Source organism: Herbaspirillum sp. YR522, from assembly GCF_000282575.1.
In the GTDB taxonomy this organism is placed as follows: domain Bacteria; phylum Pseudomonadota; class Gammaproteobacteria; order Burkholderiales; family Burkholderiaceae_D; genus Herbaspirillum.
The window spans coordinates 1-22,527 of record NZ_AKJA01000155.1 but is presented as its reverse complement, the minus strand read 5'-3'; the positions used below and the strand labels follow the sequence as shown (position 1 = coordinate 22,527).

General features: G+C 64.1%; 19 protein-coding genes. 14 read left to right on the top strand and 5 right to left on the bottom strand.

The features are described 5' to 3' along the window. Positions 1–411 precede the first annotated feature (411 nt). The 4 genes from PMI40_RS21650 (at position 412) to PMI40_RS21635 (ending at position 3,729) form a co-directional block, all read left to right on the top strand. Positions 412–1,458: an RluA family pseudouridine synthase gene (locus PMI40_RS21650; RefSeq protein ID WP_008119901.1), complete on the top strand. Its 1,047-nt coding sequence runs from the start codon at positions 412–414 to the stop codon at positions 1,456–1,458. 120 nt (positions 1,459–1,578) lie between these two features. After that, a complete protein-coding gene (locus PMI40_RS21645; RefSeq protein WP_008119899.1) occupies positions 1,579–2,238 on the top strand; it encodes an HAD-IIIA family hydrolase in 660 nt (219 codons plus the stop codon). A gap of 13 nt (positions 2,239–2,251) precedes the next feature. After that, positions 2,252–2,626 (top strand): Rieske 2Fe-2S domain-containing protein, encoded by a 375-nt coding sequence (locus PMI40_RS21640; protein ID WP_008119898.1) that lies wholly within the window; start codon positions 2,252–2,254, stop codon positions 2,624–2,626. 53 nt (positions 2,627–2,679) lie between these two features. Beyond that, the gene (locus tag PMI40_RS21635) at positions 2,680–3,729 is read left to right on the top strand and encodes a S49 family peptidase (RefSeq protein ID WP_008119896.1); all 1,050 of its coding nucleotides are present in this window, start codon (positions 2,680–2,682) and stop codon (positions 3,727–3,729) included. 69 nt (positions 3,730–3,798) lie between these two features. On the opposite strand, the gene PMI40_RS21630 is transcribed toward PMI40_RS21635, so the two are convergent. Next, a complete protein-coding gene (locus PMI40_RS21630; protein WP_008119894.1) occupies positions 3,799–4,569 on the bottom strand; it encodes an SAM-dependent methyltransferase in 771 nt (256 codons plus the stop codon). A gap of 212 nt (positions 4,570–4,781) precedes the next feature. Here PMI40_RS21630 and PMI40_RS21625 point away from each other — a divergent pair, with 212 nt between their 5' ends. The 4 genes from PMI40_RS21625 to PMI40_RS21610 all read left to right on the top strand — a co-directional run bounded on the left by PMI40_RS21625 (position 4,782) and on the right by PMI40_RS21610 (position 9,342). Then, entirely contained in the window at positions 4,782–6,239 is a 1,458-nt protein-coding gene (locus PMI40_RS21625) for a Ppx/GppA phosphatase family protein (protein WP_008119892.1), read from the top strand. 231 nt (positions 6,240–6,470) lie between these two features. Beyond that, on the top strand, positions 6,471–7,505 hold the full coding sequence (locus PMI40_RS21620; RefSeq protein WP_008119890.1) for a Fe(3+) ABC transporter substrate-binding protein: 1,035 nt from the start codon (positions 6,471–6,473) through the stop codon (positions 7,503–7,505). A 229-nt stretch (positions 7,506–7,734) separates the two neighbouring features. After that, complete coding sequence (locus PMI40_RS21615) at positions 7,735–8,019, top strand: helix-turn-helix domain-containing protein (RefSeq protein WP_008119888.1); 285 nt, start codon at positions 7,735–7,737, stop codon at positions 8,017–8,019. Beyond that, positions 8,020–9,342: a type II toxin-antitoxin system HipA family toxin gene (locus tag PMI40_RS21610; RefSeq protein WP_008119885.1), complete on the top strand. Its 1,323-nt coding sequence runs from the start codon at positions 8,020–8,022 to the stop codon at positions 9,340–9,342. It abuts the gene before it with no gap. Positions 9,343–9,352: 10 nt separating this feature from the next. Here PMI40_RS21610 and PMI40_RS21605 read toward each other — a convergent pair whose 3' ends face one another. Next, on the bottom strand, positions 9,353–10,501 hold the full coding sequence (locus PMI40_RS21605) for a GNAT family N-acetyltransferase (protein WP_008119882.1): 1,149 nt from the start codon (positions 10,499–10,501) through the stop codon (positions 9,353–9,355). 147 nt (positions 10,502–10,648) lie between these two features. Between PMI40_RS21605 and PMI40_RS21600 the strand changes: the two genes are divergently transcribed. The 5 genes from PMI40_RS21600 (at position 10,649) to PMI40_RS21580 (ending at position 17,423) form a co-directional block, all read left to right on the top strand. Next, positions 10,649–12,721 (top strand): NAD(+) synthase, encoded by a 2,073-nt coding sequence (locus PMI40_RS21600; RefSeq protein WP_008119880.1) that lies wholly within the window; start codon positions 10,649–10,651, stop codon positions 12,719–12,721. Positions 12,722–12,786: 65 nt separating this feature from the next. Continuing rightward, entirely contained in the window at positions 12,787–13,125 is a 339-nt protein-coding gene (locus tag PMI40_RS21595) for a P-II family nitrogen regulator (protein WP_008119878.1), read from the top strand. A 127-nt stretch (positions 13,126–13,252) separates the two neighbouring features. Beyond that, positions 13,253–14,473 (top strand): ABC transporter substrate-binding protein, encoded by a 1,221-nt coding sequence (locus tag PMI40_RS21590; RefSeq protein WP_051001869.1) that lies wholly within the window; start codon positions 13,253–13,255, stop codon positions 14,471–14,473. 430 nt (positions 14,474–14,903) lie between these two features. Beyond that, positions 14,904–16,181: a PA0069 family radical SAM protein gene (locus PMI40_RS21585; RefSeq protein WP_008119874.1), complete on the top strand. Its 1,278-nt coding sequence runs from the start codon at positions 14,904–14,906 to the stop codon at positions 16,179–16,181. Positions 16,182–16,256: 75 nt separating this feature from the next. Beyond that, positions 16,257–17,423 carry an iron-containing alcohol dehydrogenase gene (locus tag PMI40_RS21580; RefSeq protein WP_008119872.1) on the top strand — a complete coding sequence of 389 codons (1,167 nt, stop codon included), beginning with the start codon at positions 16,257–16,259 and terminating at the stop codon, positions 17,421–17,423. Positions 17,424–17,528: 105 nt separating this feature from the next. Here PMI40_RS21580 and PMI40_RS21575 read toward each other — a convergent pair whose 3' ends face one another. The 3 genes from PMI40_RS21575 to trxB form a co-directional block, all read right to left on the bottom strand. Continuing rightward, complete coding sequence (locus PMI40_RS21575) at positions 17,529–18,188, bottom strand: Smr/MutS family protein (RefSeq protein ID WP_008119871.1); 660 nt, start codon at positions 18,186–18,188, stop codon at positions 17,529–17,531. 126 nt (positions 18,189–18,314) lie between these two features. Then, entirely contained in the window at positions 18,315–18,626 is a 312-nt protein-coding gene (locus tag PMI40_RS21570; protein WP_008119870.1) for an I78 family peptidase inhibitor, read from the bottom strand. A gap of 116 nt (positions 18,627–18,742) precedes the next feature. Then, positions 18,743–19,696, bottom strand: coding sequence for a thioredoxin-disulfide reductase (gene trxB / locus PMI40_RS21565; protein WP_008119869.1), 954 nt, complete (start codon positions 19,694–19,696; stop codon positions 18,743–18,745). A 384-nt stretch (positions 19,697–20,080) separates the two neighbouring features. Here trxB and PMI40_RS21560 point away from each other — a divergent pair, with 384 nt between their 5' ends. Continuing rightward, on the top strand, positions 20,081–22,420 hold the full coding sequence (locus PMI40_RS21560; RefSeq protein ID WP_040502654.1) for a DNA translocase FtsK: 2,340 nt from the start codon (positions 20,081–20,083) through the stop codon (positions 22,418–22,420). Positions 22,421–22,527: the final 107 nt, after the last annotated feature.

Here is a 22,527-nt window from a genome sequence, read left to right as displayed (position 1 = left end):
GTCTGCGTCGGCGTGCGCTGCCTTTCGTCAACGGGCTGGGCTATGGTCCAGTTGCTGGTTCGCCGGATGCGAGTCTTGCCGACTTTTATCCTGATGATCCAAACAATTCTGTTCCACTTCCAAGTGCGTTATCCGATTGCAACACCGGTGCAAACTGGACTCGCGCAGGGAAGGTGCGTACTCGTTCGAGGCCTTGCAATCGGTCGAGCGGCTTGTGTTTCAGCCTTGCAGCTGTGGTCACCTGGCGCAGTGCCGTGTGGGGCATCTGCGGTGCCGCACGTCGTCTTTTCGGGGCCCCCTTCGTCAATTTTGCATTTAGCGAGGCTGACAAAGACTCCTCTTGTGTAGAATGATCTTTTTAATTCTACTGACGCGGTTTTTTGACCAGCGTCGATCGATTATATATTCAAAATGAAGGACTTAGCGAGATTTTCTAGGGGGGCTTCTCAAACCGCCGAACCGCTGGCGGCTCCCCGGAGCGCAACAGGCTCGCAGGGCGTCCCTCAAGTGCAATTGCTGACCATTTCCGAAGAAGAAGCGGGTCAGCGCATCGACAATTTCATGCTGCGCATCTGCCGCGGCGTGCCCAAGAGCCATATCTACCGGGTGCTGCGTTCGGGCGAGGTGCGCGTCAACAAGGGGCGTATCGACCAGACCTATCGACTGGTCGAGGGCGACGTGGTGCGCGTGCCGCCAATACGAGTGGCCGAGCGCCAGGAGTCCGTGGTGCCGGGCGCCGAGTTTCGCATCCTGCTCGAGGACAGCCATATGCTGGTCATCGACAAGCCGGCCGGCATTGCCGTGCACGGTGGTTCGGGTGTGAGCTACGGCGTCATCGAGCAGCTGCGTGCGGCACGCCCGCAGGCCAAGTTCCTGGAACTGGTGCATCGGCTCGACCGCGATACCTCGGGCGTGTTGCTGATCGCCAAGAAGCGCTCGGCGCTCAACCACCTGCACGACCAGATGCGCGACGGCACCACCGACAAGCGCTACCTGACGCTGGTGACGGGCGACTGGAAGAACGCCCGGCAACACATCAAGTTGCCGCTGTTTAAGTACAGCACCGCCGACGGCGAGCGGCGGGTGCGGGTGCAGGAAGACGGCCAGGCCGCGCACACCATCTTTTCGCTGCTGCGCCGGTATGGCGACTATGCGCTGCTGCAGGCCGAGCTCAAGACCGGACGCACGCACCAGATCCGGGTGCACCTGTCGGCCAGCGGGTTTCCCATCGTGGGCGATGACAAGTATGGCGACTTCGCGCTGAACAAGGCGCTGCAGAAGGCCGACGGCAAGCGCATCGGGTTCAAGCGCATGTTCCTGCATGCCAGGCAGATCAGTTTCACCCATCCTGACAGCGGCCAGATCGTCACGCTCAAGGCGGCGTTGCCGCCCGAATGCGACCGGTTCCTGCGCAGCCTGGACGCCGATGGCGATAGCGAGCCTTTTGTGGCCGATTGAAGGGCCGACGAACTGGCGTGCAGTATGATGGTTGCCAGGAATTAACACTTGAGCATGTCCGCATGACAACGGTCGAGACCGACTTGCGCCAGCCGGACCTGCCGAAAGCGAAAAAAGAACATGCCAAGAAAGCAATTTGACCTGATCGTCTTCGACTGGGACGGCACGCTCATGGACAGCACATCGACCATCGTGCGCTGCATCCAGGCGGCGGCCCGCGATCTGGGCCTGCCGATCCCCGACAAGAGCGCCGCGTCCTACGTGATCGGCCTGGGGCTGCAGGACGCGATGCAGGCGGCCATTCCCGACGTCGATCCCAAGTACTACCCGCGCATCGTGGAGCGCTATCGCCATCACTACCTCGGGCAGGACAAGGACCTGAGCCTGTTCGAGGGCGTGCCGGAGATGCTGGCCGACCTGTCGCAACAGGGATACTTCCTGGCAGTGGCCACCGGCAAGAGCCGGGTCGGCCTCAATCGTGCCATGAACAGCACCGGCTTGCTGTCGCGCTTCGACGCCACGCGCTGCGCCGACGAGACGTTTTCCAAGCCGCATCCGGCGATGCTGCAGGAACTGACCCGCGAACTGGGGCAGGACATGGGACGCACGCTGATGATCGGCGACACCACCCACGACCTGCAGATGGCCATCAATGCCGGCGCGCGCGGGGTGGCCGTCGAATTCGGCGCCCATCCGATGGCGCAACTGGCCGAACTCGGTCCGCTGTTCTCGGCGCGATCCATCCGCGAGCTGCACCAATGGCTCAACGACAACGCCTGAGCCGGGCCAGGGCATGAGCGACCGTACCGAAATCGAGATCTGCCCCGCGGCCGACATCGTCGATGGCGGCCGTGGCAAGCGCTTTGCCGTGCAGGTGCATGGCGACGACGCCACCGGCTTCGTGATCCGGCACGGTGGCCAGGTGTATGCCTATCTCAACCGCTGTGCCCATGTGCCGGTCGAGCTGGACTGGTTCGAGGGTGAGTTCTTCGAGTCAAGCGGGACTTATCTCATGTGCGCAACACATGGCGCCGTTTATACTCCGTCGACCGGAAAATGCGAGGGTGGCCCCTGTACCGGCGCGCAATTGCGTAAGATCATGGCGGTGGAACGCGACGGCCTTATTTATTGGTGCCCGGACGATCTGGTCAAGGCGGTCGGGGCTTGAACCCGGCCAAATCAGCAAAGGCTGCCAAGGGCGACTTTGCATAAAGTGAGCATATGAGCAATAACAACGACATCGACAACCAGCAGGTTCCACCATCCCCGGTCAACCCGACATCGGATCCCCGTAGCCCGGACCCGACCCCCAGGTCCGCGCGCGACGACAAGAAGCACATCGGCTGGGAGCGCGACGTGCTCGAGAAGCTGGCGCTGTTTGCCGTCAAGGAACAGCGCGCACGGCGTCGCTGGAGCATCTTCTTCCGGATTGCGCTGCTGGTGGTGGTGGTCTTCGGGGTGTGGATGGCCTTTACCTACGGCAAGACCGAGAGCGAGCCATTGGGCACCCATACTGCCTTGGTCGAGATCAAGGGCACCATCGAATCCGAAGGCCAGGGCTCGGCCGGGGTGGTGATCCCGGCGTTGGACAAGGCCTTTGCCGCCGCCGATTCGGTGGGCGTGATCCTCAAGATCAACAGTCCCGGCGGCAGCCCGGTACAGGCCGGCATGATCAACGACGAGATCACCCGCTTGCGCAAGGCCTATCCGAACAAGCCCATCCACGTGGTGGTCGAGGAGATCTGCGCCTCGGGCGGCTATTACATCGCCGCCGCTGCCGACCACATCTACGTCAACAAGGCCAGCCTGATCGGCTCGGTCGGGGTGCTCATGGACGGGTTCGGCTTCACCGGCCTGATGGAAAAGCTGGGCGTGGAACGGCGCCTGCTGACCGCTGGCGACAACAAGAGCTTCCTCGATCCGTTCAGCGCGCAAAGCCCCAGGCAGCGTGAATACGCGCAGTCGATGCTCGAAGAGATCCACCGCCAGTTCATCGAGGTGGTGCGCCAGGGCCGGGGTGCGCGTCTGAAGGAAACCCCCGATACCTTCTCGGGCCTGGTGTGGACCGGTTCCAAGGCAGTCGAGCTGGGCCTGGCCGATGGCTATGGCACCGTCGACAGCGTGGCGCGTGACGTGATCAAGGCGGCCGACGTGGTCGACTATACGCAGACCGAGAACCTGTCGGACCGGGTGTTGAAGAAGTTCGGCGTCGCCTTCGGCGCCGGTGTGGCCAAGACCATGATGTCGTCGGCGCTGCCTCAATTGCGCTGACCGGCCAGCCTGGAAAGACAAAGGCCGGCTGCATGGGCAGCCGGCCTTTTTACATGATGTCACCGCATTTCACTGCGCCAGCAGCAGGAACACCGTCGGTTTCTTGTGGAAGTCGGGGGCCTTGCCGCTGGCCAGCGCCGCCTTCCATTGGGTCGCGCTCTGGGTGCGGATGGCCTCGCCCGGCAGGCTCAGGTCGGTGGCTACGCAGATCAGCGTGCCGGGGGCGCAGCTGCTGGCCAGTGCCTCCAGCATGGCCGCGTTGCGGTAAGGTGTTTCGATCAGCAACTGGGTCTGGTGTTCGGTGCGCGAGCGTTCTTCCAGTTGCCGGATGCGCTTGGTACGGGCGGCCGCGTCGGTGGGCAGGTAGCCATTGAAGGCAAAGCTCTGGCCGTTCAGGCCGCTGGCCATGACCGCCAGCAGCAGCGACGATGGCCCCACCAGCGGACGTACCCGGATGCCATGCTGGTGCGCCAGGCGTACCAGGTTGGCGCCGGGGTCGGCCACCGCCGGCACCCCCGCTTCCGAGATCAGTCCGCCATCGCGCCCTTGCAGCAACGGCGCCAGCAGCGCCGGCAGCGCTGCGGCGTCGGTATTGACGTTGAGTTCGGCCATGGCGATTTCCTGGATCGGTCGCGCCAGCGGTTGCCGCGTGCCCAGCAGCTTCAGGAAGGCGCGTGTCGATTTGGCGTTCTCGACCACGAAATAATCCAGTCGCGCCGCAATCGATTGCGCCTCGCGGGGAATGATGAAGTCCAGCCGATGAGTGGCGTCGTCTGCGCCCTCGGCCCCGGGCTCGACAGTGCCGAGCGTGTTGGGAACCAGATAAAGAATGCCCGACATCGAAGAATTTTTAGTAAATTGTTTAAAATAATATCGCGCCGTGTCCAGCGCGTCCCGCACCGCCATTCTACAGGCCGCACGCCGTATTGCGGCAAGCTCAAGGCGCCGGCGGGCGAGGGTGTCATCAATCTGTCATGCGAGGCGATTATCTTGATTGCCTTGATTGTCTTTATGGCGCGGCCAGCGGTGTCGCCCGAACCGGAAGGAATGGAATGTTTGCTGCCGTTGATCTTGGCTCCAACAGCTTTCGCCTGCACATCGGCAAATACGAGAACGATGGCATTCGCGTGATCAAGAGTGCGCGCGACCCGATTCGCCTGGCCGCCGGCATCGACAAGAGCGGCAACCTGACGCCGCAGGCCTGCCAGAGCGCAATCGATTCGCTGACCCGATTTCGCGCCGTCCTGCGCGACTACGCGCTCGACTCGGTGCGGGTGGTGGCGACCAACACCTTGCGCGTGGCGCGCAATGCAATCGACCTGTTGCCCGAGCTTGAGCGCGCCATCGGCTATCCGGTGGAAATCATTTCCGGCGAGGAAGAAGGGCGCCTGATCTACATGGGCGTGGCCGGGGTTCTGGCCGATGCCACCGAGCAGCGCATGGTGATCGACATCGGCGGCGGCTCCACCGAGGTGGTGCGCGGTTGCGGCAGCGATATCTCGCACGTCGAATCGTTCGGCATCGGTACCGTCAACCAGAGCCTGGCGTTCTTCCCGGATGGTGCCATTACCGCGGCCGCCTTCGAACGCGCCATCCTGTCGGCACGTTCGCATGTCGAGGACGCGGTACACCTGTTCGACTTTCACGCCGACGTCAATGTCTACGGTTCGTCGGGCACCATGCGCGCCATCGCCGATACCATCGCCCGCAATCGCATGGGCGACGGCCGGGTCAGCCTGCCCAGCCTGGCCGTGCTGATGCAGCACCTGATCGATTTCGGCCATGTCAGCCAGATCGAGCTGGATGGCATGAAGCCCGACCGCGCCGGCGTCATCATGGGGGGCCTGGCCGTGCTGATCGGCTTCATGCAGCAGTTCGGCATCGGGCGCATCACCCCGGTCGAGGCCGGCTTGCGCATGGGCGTGATGTGGGACCTGCAACTGCGCGCCACCCAGGCCGACCGCCGCGAGCGCTCGGTGGACGAATTCATGCGTCGCTTCCAGGTCGACGCAGTGCGTGCGCGCGGCGTGGCCGACACCGCGCGCGGCTTCTTCCAGCTGCTCAAGCCCGCCAGCGACGCCTATGCCCGCTATCTGTACTGGAGCGCCCAACTGCACGAGACCGGCTTGATCGTCTCGCCCACCGGCTATCACAAGCATTCGTCCTATATGGTCGCCAATGCCGACATGCCCGGTTTCACCACCCGCGAACAACGCCTGATGAGTACGCTGATCCTGGGCCAGAAGGGCAACCTCAAGAAGATCAGCGAGATGCTGGGCGACGTCGATTTCGCCAAGGCCCTGCTGGCGTTGCGGCTGGCGGTGATGTTCCGGCATTCGCACATCACGCTCGATCTCGACAAGGTGCGGGTCAAGCTCAAGAGCAAGATCGATATCGAGATCCGGCGCGACTACATCACCGACCACCCCAGCATCTCGTTCTGGTTCCAGAAGGAACAGGAGTGGTGGGCCGGTATCGGGGTCGACTTCGGGGTCAAGGTCACCAGCTGAGCCGCGGCCCGGCCGGGCACCGATCCACAGGCAGGGGGCAGGGTGCATTTATGGATGGTAATGCGTCTTGTTCGTGTTATAGTCGCCTGCGTTTTGCCGGGGACGGCCAGTGTCCCCGGCCATCGATACCTACAACAAGGCACGACCAGCTGCCGCCATCGCGATCCGCGCCAAAAATGAAGCCCGATAGTCATGTCGGGCGTTCGATCAATTTTTGGAAAAGGATGGTCCATGTTTGCTCGTCAACTCGTGCTCGGCGCTTTGCTGGCCGGTACCGCATTGTCTGTCGTCGCCCAGGACAAGGTGCTCAACCTCTATTCGGCGCGCCATTATCAGACTGACGAAACCCTGTATGCCGATTTCACCAAGGCCACCGGCATCAAGATCAATCGCATCGATGGCGATGACGCCGGTATCCTGGCTCGCCTCAAGAGCGAGGGCGCGGCCAGCCCGGCCGACGTGATCCTGCTGGTGGATGCGGCACGCTTGTGGAAGGCGCAGAGCGAAGGCCTGTTCCAGCCGATCAAGTCGACGCTGCTGGAGCAACGTATTCCCGCCAACCTGCACAGCAAGGAAGGCAGCGACGGCACGCAGTGGTTCGGCTTTTCGACGCGTGCCCGCGTGATCGTCTACAACAAGGCCAACGTCAAGCCGGACGATGTCGATAGCTACGAATCGCTGGCCGATGCGAAGAACAAGGGACGGGTCTGCACCCGCAGCGGCGCCCATCCGTACAACGTGTCGCTGTTCGGCGCGTTGCTCGAGCATGACGGCCCGGCCAAGACCGAGCAGATCCTCAAGGGCATCGTGGCCAACCAGGCGCGCCAGCCGGTAGGGGGTGACACCGACCAGATCAAGGCGGTGGCCTCGGGCGAATGCGAGGTGGCGATTTCCAACTCGTACTACGTGGCGCGCCTGTTGCGCTCGACCAAGCCCGAGGATGTCGCGCTGATGGAAAAGGTCGGTATCGTCTGGCCTAACCAGAAGAGCTATGGCACCCATGTCAACATCGCCGGCGCCGGCGTGGCCAAGCATGCGCCGCACAAGGCCGAGGCGATCCAGTTCCTCGAATACCTGGCCGGCGACAATGCCCAGCGCTATTTCGCCGAGGGCAACAACGAATGGCCAGCCGTCCCCAGCGTCAAGACAGACAATCCTGCCTTGCAGAAGATGGGTTCGTTCAAGGCCGAGGTGATCAACGTGGGCGCAGTCGGCGCCAACCAGCAGAAAGTGCTGCAGATGCTGGACCGGGTCGGCTACAAGTGATGCAGGTCATGCGCGGCTGAGATGTCGGGCAAGCGCTGGCAGCCGGTATCGGGATCCGATACTGGCTGTTTCTTTTTGGATGGTCGGTCGCCATGGATTGCTGCCATTAGAGTTAAATGTTATTAAATAAAATAAATATAAATGAAATATTACGTTATAGTATAAGTTCAAGGGGTATGAATTTATGCTTTAAAATAATATTTGATCGATATTTATCGAAAGGAATAACATGACGGTGTTCGAGCAACTTCAGCAAAGGCGCGGTGAGCTCGGGCGTACGCTGCAGAACCTGTCGAGCCTGACCGCCATGAGCGTGCCGCAGGTCAGCAATGCCCTCAACGGCCGTACCGACTCGCGGCTCAGTACGCTCGAAGCGTTGGCCGACGCCATGGATGCCAGTCTGGTGGTGGTGCCCAAGCACCTGATGCCGGAACTGGCACGTTTGCTGTCCGGCAAGACCATCGGTCCCGACGACGTGGCGTCGACCGTCGACCGTTTTCTCGAGGGGCATTGAGTGCAGGGCAAGGCCACTGGCGGGTTGACCCCGCGTTACCTGGAGGTAAGGCTGCACGGCCGGCACATAGGCTGGCTCTGCGAGGCCGGTCGGGTCACGCGGTTTGTCGCCACCGAGCAGTACCTGGCCGATCGCCAGCGCGCCACGCTATCGCTGTCGATGACGCTGCCTGGCGCCGAACGGGTGACCCAGGAAACCCTCAATAATCACTTCGATCCGGCGCTGTATCGCGAACGCGGCGAGCTGCCGCCGTTCTTCGCCGGGCTGATGCCGGAGGGGGCGCTGCGGCGTCGCCTTGCGGCGACCCGCAAGAGCGATCGCGACATGGACGACTTCGGCGTGCTGGCCGCCGCCGGCGAGGACCTGCCCGGCGCGGTGACGGTGGTGCCCGCCGATCTCGACCACCTGACGGCGGCCGCGCGCGCCTATGGCGTCACCGGCGGCGCCGACAACCTTGAGATCGGCGTGCCGGAGCAGGCGGCCGAGGGCGCGGCCTCGTTGTCCGGGGTACAGGACAAGCTGGCACTGTCCCACGCGCGCGATGGCAGGCGTTACAGCATGCCCGTCAAGGGGCGGCTGTCCGACCTCATCGCCAAGCTGCCCGCGCCCGGTGACGACACGCAGGTGATGAATGAATACACCTGCATGACCCTGGCGGGACTGGCCGGCGTCAATGTCGCGCAATGCCGCCCGGTCTCCATGCGGGAGCTCAACGACCATCCGCAACTGGTGGCCGCGCTGGGCCCGGATGCGCGCTTCCTGGCGGTCGATCGCTTCGATCGCGGACCCGGCAGCGCGGTGCACATGGAAGATGCCTGCCAGTTATTGACGCTGATGCCCGGGCAGAAGTACGCCGGTGCGGCGCAGTTCGTCAAGCTGATCCAGGTGCTTGACCGGCTCAGCACGCGCGGCATCGAGGATATCCGTCAATTCTTCATCCGCCAGGCGGTCAATACGCTCATCGGTAACTCCGATGCCCACCTGAAGAACTTCAGCGTGCTGTATCACAATGGCATCCGCCCCGAGCTGTCGCCGGCCTACGATATCGTGTGCGTGGCAGCACTGCCAGGATTCCGGGGCTACGGCGCCAACGTCGCCATCGATGGCTTGCAGCGCCGGGAAACCCTGGACACCTATACCTCCATGGCGCGCCAGGCCGGCATCTCGCCACGCATCGCCAAGGCCGCCGTGCTGCAGACGGTGGCACGCGCCAGGGAGCTCTGGCCGCGCGCGCTGCAAGACATGGAAGTGCCACCGGCGGTGCGCAGCGAGATCGAAGCGCGCCTTGCCACGCTGCCGTTGGCAGGTGTGGCGCGCCGCTGAGCGCACCGGCTCAGGATGGCCGGGGCGGGTCGCGGAACGGATTGCGCTCGTTCAATTCGCTGATGTAGTCCTCGATCCCGCCCCCTTCGCGTTGCAGGAAATGCTCCACCGCATCGTAGAACCCCGGGTGGGCCAGCCAGTGCGCCGACCAGGTCTTCTGCGGCAGGAAACCGCGCGCCATCTTGTGCTCGCCCTGGGCACCGCCTTCGAACCAAGTGATCTTCTGGGCGATGCAGAACTCCAGCGGCTGGTAGTAGGCGGTCTCGAAATGCAGGCACGGCACATGTTCGAGCGCGCCCCAGTAGCGACCATACAGCGTGTGCTGGTCGTACACCGTGAGCGAGGCGGCGATCGGCTGGCCGTCGCGCTCGGCCAGCGTCAGCAGCAGGTGCTGCGGCATGCTGGCGCCGATGCGCAGGAAGAAGTCGAGGTTGAGGTAGGGCGTGGAGTAGTGCGCCGCATAGGTATGGCGATAGCAGCGGTGAAAGAAGCGCCATTGCGCCTCGCCGATCTCGGCGCCGCGCAGCCACCGCAGCGTTACGCCTTGTTCGGCCACGCGTCGGCGTTCGGCCAGCACGTTCTTGCGTTTCTTGCGTTCCAGCGTGGCGGCAAACTGCGCGAAGCTGTCATAGCCCTCGTTGTGCCAATGGAACTGCACCCCCGAGCGCAGCAGGAAGCCGGCCTCGGCCAGCGCCTCGGCCTGCTCGGGAGGCGGATACAGCACATGGGTCGAGGAGTGCCGGCCGTCCACCTGCAGCGCCTGCAAGGCCACCAGCAGCGCCGCCCGTGCGGCATCGTCGCGCGCCAGCAGGCGACTGCCGCGCACTGGCGTGAACGGGATCGCCGAGAGCAACTTGGGGTAATACTCGACCCCATGGCGCTGGTAGGCCTCGGCCCAGGCCCAGTCGAACACGTACTCGCCGTAGGAATGGCTTTTCAGGTAGAGCGGCAGGGCCGCGACCAGCTGTTGGTCCTGCCACAGGCTGAGGTAATGCGGCTGCCACCCGGTCTCGGCGCTGGCCGATCCACTCTCGTGAAGCGCGTGCAGGAACGCATAGGAAAGAAAGGGGGTGGCCTCCTGCTGCTGGCCGACCAGGGCATCCCATTGCGGCTGGCCAATCTGGGCCAGAGAAGAAACGATTCGCGTGCGATAATCCATTGCCTGCATTCGGGTTATGTTGGATCAGCGAGCCGCAGAGCCCGACCGATCAGGCATTCTACGCAAAATGAAAAAAAGGCGTCGCGCTGCATCACGCTCCAGGTATCGCGCCTGCGCCGCGCCAGCGTCAGACAATCAGGAACTAGCATGCCAAGTGAATTCTTCAACCTCTACAACCATGGTTTCGCCCGGGTAGCGGTGGCCGTGCCGCAATGCAAGGTGGCCGACCCGGCCTTCAATGCGGCGCGCACCATCGAACTGGCGCGCCAGGCCGCCGCCCAGGGCGCGGTACTGGTCTCGTTTCCCGAACTGGGCCTGTCGGCCTACAGCTGCGAAGACCTGTTCCAGCAGAAGGCCCTGCTGGACGGCGCCCAGCAAGCCCTGCAGGCAGTGGTCGAGGCCAGCATCGACCTGCCGGCGGTGTTGATCGTCGGCTTGCCGCTGAAGATCGACCACCAATTGTTCAATTGCGCCGCGGTGGTGGCCAATGGCCGCGTGCACGGCGTGGTGCCCAAGACCTACCTGCCCAACTACAGCGAATTCTACGAGGCCCGCCAGTTCAGTCCGGCCGATTGCGTCATCAGCAGCCATGTGCGCCTGGGTGGCCAGGATGTGCCAGTGGGCAGCCTGCTGTTCGATATCGCCGGCATTGCCGACTTCCGTTTTCACGTCGAGATCTGCGAAGACGTCTGGGTGCCGATCCCGCCGTCGTCGTTTGCAGCGCTGGCCGGCGCGACCGTGCTGGTGAACCTGTCCGCATCCAATGTCGTCGTGGGCAAGTCGGGCTATCGCCATCAACTGGTGTCGCAGCAGTCGGCGCGCTGCATGGCTGCCTATCTCTATTCGTCGGCCGGCAATGGCGAATCGACCACCGACGTGGCATGGGATGGCCAGGCCTTGATCTGCGAGAACGGTGAGCTGCTGGCCCAGTCCGAACGCTTCGGCGACGGCGGTCACGTGATCTACGCCGATGTCGACCTCGAGCGCCTGTCGCGCGAGCGCTTTCACCAGACCAGCTTCGGCCAGTCGGTGCGGCGCCATGCCGACGAGGTGCGCCGCTTCGACATCGTCACCATCGAGCTGCCGGCGTTTGCACCGGCCGGACCGCTACCGCTGCGGCGACAGGTCGCGCGCTTTCCCTACGTCCCGGCCAGCGCCGCGCTGCGCGAGGAGCGCTGCGCGGAGGTGTACCACATCCAGGTGCAGGCGCTGGTGCAGCGACTGTCGTCGAGTGCCATCCAGAAGGTCGTCATTGGCGTCTCGGGCGGGCTCGATTCGACCCACGCCCTGCTGGTGTGCGCCAAGGCGATGGACAAGCTTGGCTTGCCGCGTTCCAATATCCTGGCCTATACCATGCCCGGCTTTGCCACCAGCGGCCGCACCCTGGACCAGGCCCACCGGTTGATGCGGCAGGTCGGATGCAGCGCGCAGGAGATCGATATCCGGCCCAGTTGCGAACTGATGCTCAAGGACCTGGGGCATCCCTATGCGCGGGGCGAGGCGGTGTACGACATCACCTTCGAGAACGTCCAGGCCGGCGAGCGTACCAACCACCTGTTCCGCCTGGCCAACCACAACAATGCCATCGTCATCGGCACCGGCGACTTGTCGGAGTTGGCGCTGGGCTGGTGCACCTATGGCGTGGGCGACCACATGTCGCACTACAACGTCAACGCCAGCGTGCCCAAGACACTGATCACGCACCTGGTGCGCTGGGTGGCAGAATCGTCGTCGCTGGCACTGGAGGATCCCGAGGTGCTGATGCAGGTGCTCGATACCGAGATCAGCCCGGAGCTGGTCCCGGGGGCCTCGACCAGTGCCCCGGGCCAACGTACCCAGGATTTCATCGGGCCCTACGAATTGCAGGACTTCAACCTGTACTACATCCTGCGCTATGGTTTCACGCCCGCCAAGGTGGCCTTCCTGGCGCATTCGGCCTGGCACGACAGCGGGCAGGGGCATTGGCCCGACGGCCTGCACGGCACGCGCAATGTTTATACCCTGGCGCAGATCAAGAAGAACCTGGGCATCTTCGTCTATCGCTTCTTCAAGACCAGCCAGTTCAAACGCTCCTGCGTGCCCAACGCCCCCAAGGTCGGCAGCGGCGGTTCGCTATCGCCGCGAGGCGACTGGCGTGCGCCATCCGATTCCGAGGCCACGCTCTGGCTGGAGAACCTGCAGGCGATTCCCGAGAACGAAGACCAGGTGTGGATGCGCTAGGATTGTCGTCGTTTTTTTAGTAAACAATTGATTTTTTGCGACTTAGCTGAAGAGAGGAAAATGCCATGAAACAAGTGACCGCTATCATCAAACCGTTCAAGCTGGATGAGGTCAGAGAGTCGCTCGCCGAAGTCGGCGTCACCGGCCTGACGGTCACCGAGGTCAAGGGCTTTGGTCGCCAGAAAGGCCATACCGAGCTGTATCGCGGCGCCGAATACGTGGTCGATTTCCTGCCCAAGGTAAAGATCGAAGTCGTGGTCGACGAGAGCGTGGTGGAGCAGGCAGTCGACGCCATCATCAAGGCAGCGCGCACCGGCAAGATCGGAGACGGCAAGATCTTCGTCCAGGAGGTCGAACAGGTCATTCGGATCCGCACAGGAGAAACAGGCGCCGACGCCGTCTGACCCGAACCGGCCACAGGCCGGTTTTTTTATTGCCCGTCACCGTGTCCCGACCTCCGTCCAGCATCAATAAGAATGGCCTTCGACTTGCCGTCGGTCATTACCTAGGAGGGACATGGCAATGCGGTCGATGACGAGAGGCATATTCCACGCGGTTCTTTTCGGCGGTTCGGCCAGCGGTGTCCATCCCGACCGCCGCATCACCATCGGCGCCGGGGGCCGCCTGTCGAAGCGGCTCGTCGGCCTGGCGCTGCTGATGGTCGTGCTGGCCGCCCGCGCCGAGACCGGGGTGTTCCATGATCGCCTGCTGCTGGGCCAGTCGGCCAGCCTGTCGGGGCCGCTGGCCGGTGCCGCCCAGGCCTGTGCGCAAGGTGCGCGCGCCTATTTCGACGTGGTCAATGCACATGGCGGGGTACACGGCCGTCGCATAGAAATGCGAAGCCACGACGACGGCTACGACGCCGAGGCCGCAGTGGCCAATACCCGGCGCCTGATCGACGACGACCGGGTGTTTGCCCTGTTCGGCCACGTTGGCTGGCCGGGCGTGGCGGCCGTACTGCCGCTGGTGACGCAGGCACGGGTGCCGTTTCTTTTTCCCTGCAGCGGCGCCCCCAGCCTGTATGACGCCTTCAATCGCCAGGTGTTTACGGTACGCGCCAGCTACGTGCGTGAATACCGCTACCTGTTGCGTATGTTCAATCGCATGGGTATCAAGCGGCTGGCACTCATCTACCAGAACAATGTATTCGGCAAGCGACTCTTCGACGAACTCAATGCAGAGGCCGAGGCGCGCAGCCTGTCGGTGTTTCCCGGCGCCATCGACGCGACCAGCAATTTTCCGTCGCTGCTCAGGCGCACGCTGGCCCAGGGGCCGGACGCGGTGCTGCTGGTCAATGGCGATCCATTGCTCAATGTGACGGTGGTGCGGGGGCTGCAAGAGGCGGGTTACCACGGTCGCTACTTCGGCGCCTCGATCACCGGCCAGCGTACCTTCATCGAGCAACTGGGCGCGTTCTCGCGCGGGGTGGTGATCGCCCAGGTGGTGCCGTCGCCCTGGCAGGTGTCGATTCCGCTGGTGGCGGACTACCGCAAGCTGATGGTCGCGCAGGGCGTCAGCGAGTTCTCGTTTGGCAGCATGGAAGGCTTCATCGGTGCCCGTATCCTGGTCGAAGCGCTGCGGCGCGCCGGGCGCCACCTCACGCGCGAACGGCTGATCGAGGCGCTGGAAAGCATCAACGAGAGCAACTTCGAGCATCGCGGCTTTCCGGTCAATTTCTCGGCGACCAATCACCAGGGTGCCGACTTCGTCGATACCGCAATGATTTCCAGCAGCAGCCTGTTCCTGCATTGAACGCTGCAGCCTGCAACGGTGTACCAGGTTGACACACCTGGCATGTTCATCGCTGACACGCGACTCGCGTCGTCGAGGTCGGGATGCTGCGCACGGCTGATGCCATGGGCGCAACTGCGTTCATGGGAGCGCTCGATGATCTGCAGCTCCAGCGGCCTGGCGTCGGACGCTGTACGCAGTTGCGGCGCCACCGGCGCCAGGTCGGAGTGCCTGGGTTTGCATGCTGGTCTCCTTTCGTTTGCTGCCCGATGTCCTTTTTGTGATGGAGCGGGAGCGGTGTGGTTCAAGCATAACCGATTGCCGTGCGCATGCACGGTGCCACGGCCAGGACTTGCCAGGGCGGCAACGCTGAATTGAAACAGCGTTTGCAGCCATCGCCGACAGCAGGCAAAATACTGTTTATTCATACAGTATTATTCGGATCCATCACGTGTCCAGGTTTCCTAAGTTTCCCGAAGGCATTGCCGCCCCTTTTCCTGCCGCGGCGGCGTCGCCGCGCGAGCTCGACGATGCCACGCTCACACCCGAGCAATTCGTGCACCGACCGCAGGTGGCGCAGAAGGGGCGGGGCGCGGTCACCAACCTGCGTGGACGCTACGACACCGTGCGCCGCGAGGCCTTTGACGATGGCTGGCAGGCGATGCAGCAGGGCGGGGTGCACCAGGGCGTGGTGCACGAAGGTGCCGACGCCGATTACGGGGATGACGGTCAAGCAATGCCGCCCCTGAAGACCATCGTCACCGAAGAAAAGGCGAAGTCCATCATCAGCCGCAATAGCTCGCCGGACTTGCCGTTCAGCCTGTCGATCAATCCCTATCGCGGCTGCGAGCATGGTTGCATCTATTGTTTTGCGCGGCCATCGCACAGTTACCTGGGCCTGTCGCCGGGTCTCGATTTCGAAAGCCGCCTGTTTGCCAAGGTCAATGCGCCCGAGCTGCTGCTGCGCGAACTGGCGCGCCCTTCCTATGTGCCCGACACCATCACGGTGGGCATCAATACCGATGCCTATCAACCGTGCGAGCGGCAACTGGGCATTACCCGCCGGGTGCTCCAGGTCTTGCACGACTGTGGCAATCCGGTGGCGCTGATCACCAAGTCGTCGCTCATCGAGCGCGACATCGACTTGCTGTCGGCCATGGCGGCACGACGCCAGGCCATCGCCGCCGTCACCATCACCACCCTCGACCCGGCCATCGCCCGCACCCTCGAGCCGCGTGCGGCCAGCCCGGCGCGGCGCCTGCGCACCATCCGCACCCTGGCCGAGGCCGGCATTCCGGTCAGCGTGTCGATTGCGCCGGTGATCCCGTTCGTGACCGAACCCGATCTCGAGCGGCTGATGGAGGCCGCGGTGGAAGCCGGCGCCGGGCAGGCCGGCTATATCGTGCTGCGCCTGCCATGGGAAGTCAGTCCCTTGTTCAGGCAATGGCTGCAGGCGCATTTCCCCGATCGCGCGCAGCGCGTGATGAACCGCATCCAGGATATGCGCGGGGGCAAGGACTACGACGCCGATTTTGCCACCCGCATGCGCGGCACCGGGGTGTGGGCCGACCTGTTGCAGCAGCGCTTCGACAAGGCCAGCCGGCGCCTGGGCCTGTCGCATCGCAACCGGGCGTTCGCCACCCTCGACACCAGCGGTTTCCGGCGGCCGGTGGTGGATCCGGTGGCAGGCAAGGGCGGCGCCGCAGGCCCGCAGATGGATCTGTTCTGAGACGGCGCCGCGCGTGCCGGCACGCACGGATACAATGTGGGGCTCCATCCATCACTGTCCCGTTCGAGGCGCACCATGATCGATTTCGCATTCCAGACCGTCCCCAAGCTGCTGGTCGAATACGGCGGGTGCCGCCGGCTGGGTGGTTTGCTGCAACCGCATTTCAGGCCGACGCGCGTGAGCCTGGTGACGGACGCCTTCCTGCATCGCAGCGGGCTGCTGGTGCCGGCGCTCGAGAGCCTGCGCGCGCAGGGCTGCGAAGTGTGCGTCATCGACGACGTGGTCGCCGATCCGCCGCAGGAAGTGGTGCTGGCCGCCGCCGAGCGCTCGCGCGCTTTCGGCGCCGACCTGGTCATCGGCCTGGGCGGTGGGTCGTCGATGGATGTGGCCAAGCTGATTGCGGTGCTGGCCGACGGCACCCAGCCGCTGGCCAGCATGTACGGGGTCGACAAGATCAGCGCCAAGCGCCTGCCGCTGGTGCAGATTCCCACCACCGCCGGCACCGGCTCGGAAGTCACGCCGATCTCGATCGTCACCACCGGCGAAAACACCAAGGCCGGCGTGGTGTCGCCCCGCTTGTACGCCGACCTGACGCTGCTCGACGCCGAGCTCACGCTGGGCCTGCCGCCAAAGGTGACCGCCGCGACCGGCATCGACGCCATGGTCCACGCCATCGAGGCCTATACCAGCCGGGTGCGCAAGAACCCGTTGTCCGACATGCTGGCGCGTGAAGCGCTGCGCCTGCTGGCGGGCAACCTGCTGGCCGCCTGCCGCGATGGTGCCGATCGTGCCGCGCGCGAAGCGATGCTGCTGGGGGCGACCCTGGCCGGGCAGGCGTTCGCCAATGCCCCGGTGGCGGCGGTGCATGCGCTGGCATACCCCATCGGCGGCATCTTCCACGTGCCGCATGGCTTGTCCAATGCGCTGGTGCTGCCGCATGTGTTGCGCTTCAACCTGCCGGCGGCCACGCCGCTGTATGCTGAATTGGCCGATGTGGTGGTGCCGGGCGCACGCGATGGCAGCGACGAAGCGCGCGCCCAGCGCCTGATCGGGTGGGTGGAAACGGTGAGCCAACAGACCGGCATCGAACGCTCGTTGCGGCAGGTGGGAATCGCGCTGGCCGACCTGCAACGGCTGGCCGAGGGGGCCATGTTGCAGACCAGGTTGCTGGTCAACAATCCACGTGAGGTGGATGTCGACGATGCACTGGGGATTTATACGGCGGCCTGGCACCAGGCCTGACCGGGGCCGGTTTCCATTGCCGGGCGGTCGGTGTTGCGCACCGACCGTGTTCTTTTTCGTGGCTAGGCGAGTCCTGGCCCGCGGCGGATGTCATTGCGCCGGCGTTCAGCCTCCCGGCCGCTCGCTCGACTTGAGCAACACCACCAGCGCGCCGGCGCCACCGTCGGCGGCGCGCGCCTGGCAAAAGGCCATTACCTCGTCCTTTTGCATCAGCCAGTTGCGCACCTTGTGCTTCAACACCGGCTCCTTGTTGACCGAGCCCAGCCCCTTGCCGTGGATCACCCGCACGCAGCGCAGGCCGCGTCGACGTACGCTGCGCAGGAACTCGCCCAACGCTTCGCGCGCCTGGTCGCGCCGGTAGCCGTGCAAGTCGAGTTGGGCCTGGATCACCCAGTTGCCGCGCCGCAGCTTGCTGAGCACATCGGGCCCCACGCCGGGGCGTGCGAAGCTGAGCGCTTCGTCGCTGTCCATCAGGGTATCGACGGTGAACTCATCCGAGATCGATTCGAGCAGGGCAGCCTGCTCGTCGGCGATATGCTGGCGGGGAATCGGCGGCGGTGGCGACGGCTGGTGCAAGGCCTTGCTGATGGCGTTGACCGGCAGTGGCGCCACGCGCCCGATGCTGTGACGAAACAGGTTGGCCTCACGCTCGGCCAGCGCCGCCTGGCGCTCCCGTTCGACCTCGGCCTTGATGCGTGCCTGCTCCTGGTCTTGCAACGTCTTGCGCAATGACCCGAGTGCGGAAAATTCCTTGATGTTTGCCATGGCTTGCCTTGATTGCGGCCGTCCCCGACCGGCTGGAACGCATCTCGCGCTGGTTCATACAATGCGTTCAAATGTATCAGAACCGCAGCCATGGCGCTGCCTGATGCCGCCGGCGGGAGCCAGCCTTCAACCGCAGGCCAGCTTGATGATGATCTTGCCCGGGTCGACGTGGATATTGAGGCGCTGCGGGTCGTAGTCCATCGTCGCGGCGTCATCCGGGCGCAGTACGCGCGCCACGGAGGCCCCGGCTTCGAGGAGTGCCTGGCGTTCGACATACCCGCTCAGGGTCTGGCCGATGAACTTGTCGGCCGCCGCTGCGTTGCAGGTGGAGCCGGCCTCGGCCGGCCTGCCTTCCTGTGCATTGGTGCACGCCGATAGCAGTGCGGCCAGCGACAGCGATGCCAGCAGGGGGAGGGCAGTGCGCAGTGTGGATGACACGATCTGTCCTTTGTTGTCGTTATATAAAAAAAGGCTGGCAGACGCGATGTGGTCTGCCAGCCTTTGATGAGCCAGGCGGGGGGGAGTTCACTCCCGGCGGCCGGTTCGGCACTTCGTCATTCCAGGCCTTCCAGGTAGCGCTGGGCATCGAGCGCGGCCATGCAGCCGGTGCCGGCGCTGGTGATGGCCTGGCGGTAGATATGGTCCTGCACGTCGCCGGCGGCGAAGACGCCATCGATGCTGGTGGCGGTGGCGAAGCCTTCGTTGCCGGCGCGGGTCTTGAGGTAGCCGTTCTGCATGTCCAGCTGGCCATCGAAGATGGTGGTGTTGGGCTTGTGGCCGATGGCCACGAACAGGCCGTGTACCGCGATGTCGGTGATGGCACCGTCCTGGGTCGACTTGATCTTGATGCCGGTCACGCCGCTGTCGTCACCCACGACCTCGTCCAGCGTGTGATGCCACTTGACGTCGATCTTGCCTTCGGTGACCTTGTGCAGCAGGCGATCGATCAGGATCGGTTCGGCGCGGAACTTGTCGCGGCGGTGGATGATGGTTACCTTGCTGGCGATATTGGACAGGTACAGCGCTTCTTCCACGGCGGTGTTGCCGCCGCCGATGACCGCCACCTCGCGTCCGCGATAGAAGAAGCCGTCGCAGGTGGCACAGGCCGACACGCCCCGTCCCATGAAAGCCTGCTCGGATGGCAGGCCCAGGTACTGGGCCGAGGCGCCGGTGGCGATGATGAGGGCATCGGCGGTGTACTCGCCGGCGTCGCCGATGAGGCGGAAAGGGCGCTCCGACAGCTTGGTGGTGTGGATGTGGTCGAAGATGATCTCGGTCTTGAAACGCTCGGCGTGCTGCAACAGGCGCTGCATCAGTTCCGGGCCTTGCACGCCCAGCGGATCGCCGGGCCAGTTCTCGACATCGGTGGTGGTCATCAACTGGCCACCTTGCTCCACGCCGGTGATCAACACCGGGTTGAGGTTGGCGCGCGCGGCATAGACCGCTGCGCTGTAGCCGGCGGGGCCGGAACCGAGAATCAGGACCTTGGCGTGTTTGGACGTGCTCATAGATAACTCTTCGTCGTGGATGAGGGAGACTTCAAGCAGGTGAAGCCGGGCTCAGGTTTTTCAATGCATGCCGCGTACGCGGCGATGCAGGGATGTCGATGGTCGATGCGGCCGCAGCGGCGTGGCATGTCGAACGCGCTGCAAAACGGTTAGGATTATAGTCCAAGCCCCGGCGCCGTCCGATGCAATTACGCTATCCCGGCGATAGGCCGGGGCGGGCCGGCTTGCAATAATGATAACGGCCGAGTCGTTGCCGATGGCGTGCCTGGCGTCAAAAGCGCGAACTGCAATGCAATGCCGTTACAATGGCGGCTTGTCTCTCGCCCATCTTTTTCGCCCATCCACATTGCCGGCGCGATGGGCATACAGTTTTTTTCCGGATTTATGTCGAAGACGAGTCAAGCCCACATCCGCAATACCAAAGCACCACCCGCACCCATGCCCAACCGGCTGGTGCGGCTGATATCGGAAGCCCGCTGGCTGGCGCTGACTGCGCTGCTGCTTTACCTGGTGCTGATCCTGCTCACCTATTCCAAGACCGATCCGGGTTGGTCGGTGGCCAGTTCGGTGCCGCGCGTGGCCAACTGGGGCGGGCGCATCGGCGCCTGGCTGGCCGACCTGATGCTTTACATCTTCGGCATGTCGGCCTGGTGGTGGTGCGTGCTGCTGGGGCGTTCGGTGATGAATGGCTACCGCCACCTGTCGACCCGTTTCATGATGCAGGCCGAGGCCGAGCCGCCCTACCAGCAGGAACCGATCATCCGCGCCGTCGGCTTCGTGTTCATGATGACCGGCAGCCTGGGTATCGAATTCACCCGCATGCACCGGCTGGCAGGCAAGTTGCCTCACTCCTCGGGCGGCGTGCTGGGCGAGATGATCGGGACGGCCGTGCAGCCTTCGCTGGGATTCACCGGTGCCACCCTGCTGCTGTTGCTGTTGTTCGGACTGGGCGTGAGCCTGTTCTTCCATGTGTCCTGGCTGTCGGCGGTCGAACGCATCGGTGGCGCCATCGAGGATGGCCTGCTGTGGCTGCGTAACTCCTATTCGGCCCGCGCCGATCGCAAGGCCGGCCAGGAAGCGGCGGTCAAGCGCGAGGAAGTGGTGGTACAGGAGCGGGCCAAGATCGTCGAGGCCGCGCCGATTCGCATCGAGCCGCAGATCGTCGAGGTGCAGAAGTCCGACCGGGTGCAGAAGGAACGCCAGACCAGCCTGTTCGAGGACAGCAACACCGACCTGCCGCCGCTGTCGCTGCTGGACGAGGCGCCGCCTGCCCAGCAGACGGTGTCGGTGGAGACGCTTGAATTCACCAGTCGCCTGATCGAGAAGAAGCTGTCCGACTTCGGGGTCGAGGTCAAGGTGGTGGCGGCCTACCCGGGCCCGGTGATCACCCGCTATGAGATCGAGCCGGCCACCGGCGTCAAGGGTAGCCAGATCGTCAACCTGGCCCGCGACCTGGCGCGTTCGTTGTCGCTGACCTCGATTCGCGTGGTGGAGGTGATCCAGGGCAAGAATTTCATGGGCCTGGAGTTGCCCAACCCCAAACGCCAGATCGTGCGCCTGACCGAGATCCTCGGCTCCAAGGTCTACAACGACAGCCATTCCAGCCTCACCGTGGCGCTGGGCAAGGACATCGCCGGCAATCCGGTGGTGGCCGACCTGGCCAAGATGCCGCACTTGCTGGTGGCCGGTACCACCGGTTCGGGCAAGTCGGTGGGCATCAACGCCACCATCCTGTCGCTGCTGTACAAGTCGACCCCGCGCCAGGTCCGGCTGATCCTGATCGATCCCAAGATGCTGGAACTGTCGATCTACGAAGGTATCCCGCACCTGCTGGCGCCGGTGGTGACCGACATGCGCCATGCCGGCCACGCCCTGAACTGGGCGGTCGAGGAGATGGAGCGCCGCTACAAGAAGATGTCCAAGCTGGGGGTGCGCAACCTGGCCGGCTACAACCAGAAGATCATCGACGCCGACAAGCGCGGCGAGAAGATCCCCAATCCGTTCAGCCTGACCCCGGATGCGCCCGAGCCGCTGGAGCAGCTCGAGACCATCGTCATCATCATCGACGAACTGGCTGACCTGATGATGGTGGTGGGCAAGAAGGTCGAGGAATTGATCGCGCGCATCGCCCAGAAGGCGCGGGCCGCAGGCATCCACCTGATCCTGGCGACCCAGCGGCCCTCGGTGGACGTGATCACCGGGCTGATCAAGGCCAACGTGCCGACCCGTATCGCGTTCCAGGTGTCGTCCAAGATCGACTCGCGCACCATCCTCGACCAGATGGGCGCCGAAGCGCTGCTGGGCATGGGCGACATGCTCTATAACGCGCCCGGTACCTCGCTGCCGGTGCGGGTACACGGCGCCTTCGTGTCGGACGACGAAGTGCACCGCGTGGTCGAGCACCTGAAGGCCCAGGGGGAACCGAACTACGTCGAGGGCATCCTAGAAGGCGGCGTCCTCGAGGATGCCGACGCCGGCGGTGCTGCCGCCGGTGGTGCGGGTGGCGGCACCGAAAGCGATCCGATGTATGACCAGGCGGTGGCGGTGGTACTGAAGCATCGCCGGGCATCGATCTCGCTGGTGCAGCGCCACCTGCGCATCGGCTATAACCGCGCCGCGCGCCTGCTCGAGCAGATGGAGCAAAGTGGCCTGGTGTCGACCATGCAGTCCAACGGCAACCGCGAGATCCTGGTGCCGGCCGGCGCGGGCGGCGAAGTCGAATAACGGGCAGGTAGCGACCAATCAAGAAGGCAAGAAGGGATCAAGCACATGCAGCATGTCGTAAAGAATTCGCAGCAGCGCACGCCGGCGGCAGCCAGCCGGCTCGGCTA